The organism is Streptomyces fuscigenes (assembly GCF_021556455.1).
In the GTDB taxonomy this organism is placed as follows: Bacteria; Actinomycetota; Actinomycetes; order Streptomycetales; family Streptomycetaceae; genus Streptomyces; species Streptomyces fuscigenes.
In genome coordinates, this window is the sequence record NZ_JAKGCV010000288.1 from 1 (window position 1) to 7,124 (window position 7,124).

At 73.8% G+C, this 7,124-nt stretch carries 7 protein-coding genes; 6 read left to right on the forward strand and 1 reads right to left on the reverse strand.

Going from position 1 to position 7,124, the window contains the following annotated elements; translation table 11 throughout:
- The 3 genes from L1885_RS20205 to L1885_RS20215 all read left to right on the forward strand — a co-directional run.
- A partial coding sequence (locus L1885_RS20205) for a nucleotide-binding domain containing protein (protein ID WP_308117361.1) occupies positions 1–507 on the forward strand: 507 nt, incomplete at its 5' end.
- On the forward strand, positions 504–1,514 hold the full coding sequence (pdxA, locus tag L1885_RS20210; RefSeq protein WP_235798574.1) for a 4-hydroxythreonine-4-phosphate dehydrogenase PdxA: 1,011 nt from the start codon (positions 504–506) through the stop codon (positions 1,512–1,514). The genes L1885_RS20205 and pdxA, both read left to right, overlap by 4 nt.
- A gap of 295 nt (positions 1,515–1,809) precedes the next feature.
- Positions 1,810–2,976, forward strand: coding sequence for a helix-turn-helix domain-containing protein (locus L1885_RS20215; RefSeq protein WP_235798575.1), 1,167 nt, complete (start codon positions 1,810–1,812; stop codon positions 2,974–2,976).
- 880 nt (positions 2,977–3,856) lie between these two features.
- Here L1885_RS20215 and L1885_RS20220 read toward each other — a convergent pair.
- Positions 3,857–4,264, reverse strand: coding sequence for a CoA-binding protein (locus L1885_RS20220; protein WP_235798576.1), 408 nt, complete (start codon positions 4,262–4,264; stop codon positions 3,857–3,859).
- 74 nt (positions 4,265–4,338) lie between these two features.
- Between L1885_RS20220 and L1885_RS20225 the strand changes: the two genes are divergently transcribed.
- The 3 genes from L1885_RS20225 to L1885_RS20235 all read left to right on the forward strand — a co-directional run.
- Positions 4,339–4,965, forward strand: a complete 627-nt coding sequence (locus L1885_RS20225; protein ID WP_235798577.1) for a YigZ family protein — start codon at positions 4,339–4,341, stop codon at positions 4,963–4,965.
- A gap of 274 nt (positions 4,966–5,239) precedes the next feature.
- On the forward strand, positions 5,240–6,406 hold the full coding sequence (locus L1885_RS20230; RefSeq protein WP_235798578.1) for an exonuclease SbcCD subunit D: 1,167 nt from the start codon (positions 5,240–5,242) through the stop codon (positions 6,404–6,406).
- On the forward strand, positions 6,403–7,124 hold a 722-nt coding region (locus L1885_RS20235; RefSeq protein WP_235798579.1), incomplete at its 3' end, for an AAA family ATPase. The genes L1885_RS20230 and L1885_RS20235, both read left to right, overlap by 4 nt.

Consider the following 7,124-nt stretch of genomic DNA (forward strand, 5'->3'; position numbering starts at 1 on the left):
CCGCTGCTCGTGGTGGTCGGCACGGCCGAGCCCGCGGCGGCCGCGCAGATCGAGGCGCTGCGCGCACTGGGCGCGCACCATGTCGTCCTGCCGACCGGCGCGTTGGCGTCGGGCCTGGTGAGCCTCCCCGTACCGGCCCCGGACGGCATCACGGTCGTCAGCATCGACGGCGCCGCTGGCATCGTGCCCGGCGCCGCCCGCGCGCTGGCCGCCGGGCTCGCTCGGGCCGTCGCCTCGGTGCCCGTGCCTGCGGACCTCGTCCTGACCGGCGGCGAGACCGCGCGACGCGTGCTCGACGCCCTCGGCGTCGGCGAACTCGCCCCGCACGGCCAGATCCACCACGGCGCCGTCCGGGCCACCGCCCCGGACGGCCGCACCGTGGTCACGCGCCCCGGCAGCTACGGCGGCACCGACTCGCTGCTCACCATCGTCCGGGCCCTGCGCCCCGCAGCGGCCGGCGCCCCGGCGGGCGTATCGCGCCCCGCACCGAGTGGAGAACCCTCGTGACCTCTGCCCTTCCCGTCGTCGCCGTGACCATGGGGGACGGTGCCGGCGTCGGCCCCGAGGTGACCGTGGCCGCCCTGCTCGACGAGGACACGCGGGCCCGGTGCCGTCCGGTCGTCGTGGGCGACGCGCGGCGGCTGCGCCAGGCTGCGCGCGTCCTCGGCGCACCCTGCGAGATACGCGCCGTCCCCGGCGTCGAGCAGGCACGCTTCGAGCCCTGCGTGATCGAGGTCGTCGACCTCGGACTGCTCCCGGCCGACCTGCCGTGGGGCGAGGTGTCGCCCGTCGCGGGCGACGCCGCGTACCACTACGTGCGCGTCGCAGCCGGCCTCGCGCTCGACGGGCGCGCCGACGCGCTGTGCACCGCCCCGCTCAACAAGGCCGCCCTGCACGCGGGCGGCCACCACTACCCGGGCCACACCGAACTGCTGGCCGAACTCGCGGGCGTGGACGAGGTGTCGCTGATGCTCTCCACGCCGAAGGTGAAGGTCATCCACGTCACCGCGCACATCGGCCTGGTGGACGCCGTGCACCGGATCGAACCCGGCCTGGTGGAGCGGACCATCCGCCGCGGCCACGAGGCGATGGTCCGCGCGGGGACGGCGGCACCCGTGCTCGGGGTGTGCGGGATCAACCCGCACGCGGGGGAGAACGGGCTGTTCGGCAACGGCGAGGAGGACGAGAAGATCCAGCCCGCGCTGGACGCGGTCCGCGCCGACGGGCTCGACGCGCGGGGCCCGCTGCCCGCCGACGCCGCGTTCTACCTCGCCTCGCGCGGAGACCTGGACCTGGTGGTCGCCATGTACCACGACCAGGGGCACGGCCCGGTCAAGGTGCTCGGCATCGAGACGGGCGTCAACCTGACCGTGGGGCTGCCGGTGATCCGCACGTCCGTGGACCACGGCACCGCCTTCGACATCGCGGGCACCGGCACGGCCGATCCGCGCAGCATGATCGAGGCGCTGCGGCAGGCGGCGCAGATGTCGGGCGCGGCGGCCTCCACTCGCTGACCGCCGGTTCCGGACCCGGCCGCGCCCAGGGAATGTGCCGGACTCTCACTCGGTGGGGAGAGCCTGCCCGTCCGGGCAGCCTGGCAGGTCGGTACAAGGCCCTCAGCGTTCTTCGATGTGGCGCTGGACCAAGACCCGCGGTCCGCGGTTTTGTCCGGTCTCACCGGGCCCGGGGCGCAGGCGTCACCGGCCTGCCGCGGCGTGGGGCGGCAGGCCGGCCGATGGGTCCAGTGCCACGCGTCGCCGGTGATCGGAGCGGCTGCGCCACGACTGGTGCGCGCCGTACCCTGGTGATGTGGCAGAAACGGGCAAAGCGGTGAAGGACGTCCGGAAGCTCCGCGGCCTGACGCAGCGCGAGTTGGCTGAGATGTCGGGCGTCTCGCTCTCGCTCATTCGCAAGCTGGAGAGAGGGGAGCGCGACACCGCGCGGATGGAGACCCTGCGCTCCCTCGCGAAGGCGCTCCGGGTACCCACCATGCGGCTCGCCGGAGAGGGCGAGCCGGAAGGGCCCGTGTCCGGCGCCGTCGACCGGTGGACCGGAGTCCGGCGGGCGTTGGAGCGACCGCCGACGATCAACGCACTGGACGAGCCCCCGACGGTGGACGGTGTCCGCAGCGTCATGGCTGCCGCACTGCCGCTGTTCAAGGGTGACCGACTCGCGCAGCTCGCCGTCATCCTTCCGAGGATGCTGCGGGACGCCGACACGCTGGGCGTCGACGGCCGCGAGCTGCGGGCCAGACTGCTGCAACTGTCCGGGTGGCTGATGGTGCAGACACGGCAGTTCGATGCTGCCCGATCGGCCCTCACGCGCGCCATGGACGAGGCCCCGACACAGTTGGACCGCGCGAGCACAGCCATGATCGTGTGCTGGCTCCTGCTGCGCCAGGGAAAGTTGGACCAGGCGCTGGACCTGGCAGTGCACTGGGCCGACGAGGTGGAGCCGCGCATGTCCCGGGCCACCCCTGATGAATTGGCCACGTGGGGGTGGCTGTTGCTGCGTGCGTCTGCGGCAGCGGTCCGCAACGGCCAGGACGGGCAGGCGTCCGACACATTGAAGCTCGCCCGGTCCGCGGCCGTCGCCATCGGCAAGGAGTACACCCCTGGGGAGGACTTCCTCCGCACGTTCGGCCCGACCACGGTCAAACTGAAGAGTGCCGAAAACGCGGCGATCGGGGGGTATCCGGATGCGGTGCTCCGCATCGCGTCCACGGTCCCGCTCGTGGCCATGCGCCCGACGAGCAACAACCGGAACCGGCACCTCTTGGACGTCGCGGACGCACACACCAAGCTGGGGCAGTACTCCGAAGCCTTCGACAAACTGATCGGTATCCGCGGCGCGTCGCCGGAGTGGCTGCCCAACCAGGCCTATGGGCGCACGATCCTCGGCCGGATCATCGAAGGCCGACGCACCTTGACCAGCGACATGCGAAGTCTCGCAGCGGAAATCCACTTGACGCTCTGACGCTGTGTCACTTCGGCTCCACGGGGGAGCGAAGTGACACAGACAGGCCGCCCCTCATTCACCTAGCGTCCTCTTGCAACAGCGCTCCGCGACCGTGCCCAAGGTCCGGGGCTTCGGACGACGCTACGAGGAGCGACGCCACATGCACGCTGTCAGTGGTCCCCGCAGGGCGCCGACGAGAACCGTGACGCGACCGGCCGACGCGGTCGGCGACCAGCCGACGGGATCTCCGCGGACCCTGCCGCCCGGCGCCCGGCAGGCACTCGCGGCGACGCGGGAGTGCCCGCGCTGCGGTGTCCCGCCCCGCGTCGTGGCCAGTCCAGCAAGTCCGCTGAGGTGAGCAGCGTTGCGCGGCGGCAGCTGTCCGCCATGATGGAGCGGGAAGGCTCCGACGGCAGGCTCGTCGTCCGCACGGACGGCGCTCTGCCCGAGCCGGCACCCGCCCCCGGATGTGACATCTGCGCGGCCTGTCTCGGACAGTGGCGAGAGGCCGTCGACAGGACCAGTCCCGCCTACAACCGGCAGCACGCCTTGGACCTGGCAGAGGAGATCCGCCGCCATCCGCACCCGCGAGCGGCCCGTGTCGGGAGGACGCGGTGAGCGTTCGCTCGGTCATGGTGCCCTGGATGCTCCGGACGACGGGACGTCACGTCGGCGCCGTCCCCGTCCCCGCGAATCGCCCGTGACGCACCGGGGCGCGGGAAGGAAGCGGACGGGGCAGCGGCCGGCGCCAAGGCCCGCCCGTTCAAGAACGGCGCCTGCCCCACGAAGCCCGGCGCAGCCTCGCCACGACTGCTCTCCGAGCGGCCGGAGCGTTGTCGTTGCAGGTCGACACGGAGACGGGCAGCGCGGGACCGACGCCCGCGCAACCCCCCGTGTGTCAGCCCAGCGCGGGGATCTCGATCGCGGGGCAGCGGTCCATGACCATGTCGAGGCCGGCCGCGCGGGTGCGGGCGTACGCGGCCTCGTCCACCACGCCGAGCTGGAACCAGACGGCCTTCGCGCCCTTCGCCACCGCCTCGTCCGCGACCTGGCCCGCGAGGTCGCTGTTGACGAAGACGTCCACCACGTCGACGTCGAACGGGATCGCGTCGAGCGACGCGTACCCCTGCTCGCCGAGGACCGTCTCCGCGCGGGGGTGCACCGGCACCACCCGCTTGCCGAAGCGCTGGAGCACGCCTGCCACGCCGTAGGCGGCCCGTGCGCGGTTGCCGGACAGGCCCACGACGGCCCAGGTGTCGCCGGTCTCGGTGAGGATCCTGCGGATCGTCTCGTCGTCTGCGTACATGACCGGGAAACCGGCCGCCGCCGCCCGGCATTCCCGCTCCCACCCGTGCGGGTGCCCCCGCATAAGGTGGGGTGATGCCCGAGCAGTACCTGACCGTCGCCCGCGCGGGCGTGCACGAGAGCGAGATCAACCGGTCGCGCTTCCTGTGCGCGCTCGCCCCCTGCGCCACCGAGGAGGAGGCGCAGGAGTTCGTCGCGCGCGTACGCGCCGAACACCCCGCGGCGAGCCACAACTGCTTCGCTTACGTCATCGGTGCCGACGCCTCCGTGCAGCGTGCGAGCGACGACGGGGAGCCGGGGGGCACCGCGGGCACCCCGATGCTGCAGATGCTGTTGCGCAGGGAGATGCGGTACGTCGCCGCCGTGGTCACCCGCTATTACGGAGGCGTCAAACTCGGCGCTGGAGGCCTCATCCGCGCCTACGGGGGCGTCGTCGGCGAGGCATTGGACGCGGTCGGCACCCGTACCCGCACGAAGTACCGCCTCGCGACCGTGACCGTCGACCACCAGCGCGCCGGAAAGCTGGAGAACGACCTGCGGGCGACGGGACGTGCCGTGCGGGGCGTCCGGTACGCCGAGAGGGTGCAGATCGACATCGCCCTCCCCGACGCGGACGTCGGCGCCTTCCGCGACTGGCTCGCCGACGCGACGTCCGGCAGCGCGATCCTGGAACTCGGCGACGAGGCCTACGGGGACGCGTGAGGCGCGCACGCGGCGCGGCGCGGACCGCGAAGGTCCCGACGCGGGCCCCGCGGGCCCCGGTGCACGCGGCGCCGCCCGGGCCAGGCACCGACGAGCGGCAAGGCTCAGGCGCCGGGGTGTCCTCTCGCGAGGGCTCCGCCGCCGCGTCGCGCCCGGCCCGCTCTCCCGCGGCGCGCAGGACCCCCGCCGGCACCGTGCAGCGGACGCCCGCTCTCCCGGCCCGCGCGCCCCACCCGGACCCCACTGTCACAGCCCCCCGATACGCTGCGGGATCATGAGATTCCTGCACACGTCGGACTGGCACCTCGGGCGCTCGTTCCACCGCGCCGGACTGCTCGACGCCCAGGCCGCGTTCCTCGACCACCTCGTGCGGACGGTGCGCGAGCGGGACGTAGACGCGGTCCTGGTCGCCGGCGACGTGTACGACCGCGCGGTGCCGCCGCTCGCCGCGGTCGAGCTGTTCGACCGGGCGCTGCACCGGCTGGCGGAGGCCGCCGTGCCCACGGTGATGATCTCGGGCAACCACGACTCGGCCCGCCGGCTCGGCGTCGGCGCGGGCCTCATCGGCCGCGCCGGCATCCACCTGAGGACCGACCCGGCGGAGTGCGCCACGCCCGTCGTGCTGCCCGACGCCCACGGCGACGTCGCGTTCTACGGCCTGCCGTACCTCGAACCCTCCCTGGTGCGGGACGAGTTCCGGGTGGACAAGCCGCAGCACGAGACGGTGCTCGCCGCCGCCATGGACCGTGTCCGCGCGGATCTGGCCTCGAGGCCGGAGGGCACCCGGTCCGTCGTCCTGGCCCACGCGTTCGTCACGGGTGGCGCGCCCAGCGACAGCGAACGGGACATCACGGTCGGCGGCGTGGCGTCCGTCCCCGCCGCCGTCTTCGACGGAGTCGACTACGTGGCCCTCGGGCACCTCCACGGCGCCCAGCGCCTCACCGACCGCCTGCGCTACTCCGGTTCGCCCCTCGCGTACTCCTTCTCCGAGGCGGGGCGGCGCAAGTCGATGTGGCTCGTCGACCTCGGGCCCGGCGGCGAGATCGCGGCCGAGCGGCTCGACTGCCCCGTGCCCCGGCCCCTCGCGCGGCTCAGGGGCCTCCTGGAGGAACTGCTGGAGGACCCGGACCTCGCCGTCCACGAAGAGGCGTGGGTGGAGGCGACCCTCACCGACGCCGTGCGCCCCAAGGAACCCATGGCACGCCTCCTGGCCCGCTTCCCGCACACGCTGAGCCTGCTCTTCGAACCCGACCGGCCACCCGAGGAGACCGCGGCGTCCTACGCGCGGCGCCTGCGGGGCCGCAGCGACCAGCAGATCGCCGAGGACTTCGTGGCGCACGTCCGCGCCGGGGCGGGGCCGGACGACGGGGAACGGGCGGTGCTGCGCGGCGCCATCGAGGACGTGCGGGTGGACGACGCGGCCCGGGAGGTGGCCCGATGAGGCTGCACCGGCTGACGATCACGGCGTTCGGGCCGTTCGCGGGCACCCAGGAGATCGACTTCGACGCGCTCGGCGCCGGGGGCCTCTTCCTGCTGCGCGGCCAGACGGGAGCCGGGAAGACCTCCGTGCTCGACGCGGTCTGCTTCGCCCTTTACGGAGGCGTGCCCGGTGCCCGGCAGAAGCCCGGCGTCGTCCTGCGCAGCGACCACGCGGCCCCCGGCACGCTCACCGAGGTCGGCCTCGACCTGACCGTGGCGGGCCGCCGCGTCGAGGTCACCCGCAGCCCGGCCCAGCAGCGTCCGAAGAAGGGCCGCGCCGGATTCACCACGGTCAAGGCCGCGAGCACCCTGCGCGAGTACGACGCCACCACCGGCGCCTGGCGGGCACTCAGCCGCACCCACCAGGAGATCGGCAAGGAGATCACGGAACTGCTCGGCATGAGCCGCGAGCAGTTCTGCCAGGTCGTCCTGCTGCCGCAGGGCGACTTCGCGCAGTTCCTCCAGGCCGACGCGGAGCAGCGGGCCAAGCTGCTCGGCAGGCTCTTCGACACGCGGCGCTTCGCCGCCGTCGAGGAGCGGCTCGCGGAGCTGCGGCGCGGGGCCGAACAGCAGGTGCGCACGGGCGACGAGCGGCTGCACGCCGTCGCCCAGCGCATCGCGCAGGCCGCCGGTCCCGGGGGCGCCCCGCCGCCGCCCGAACGGACGCCCGGCGACCCGGG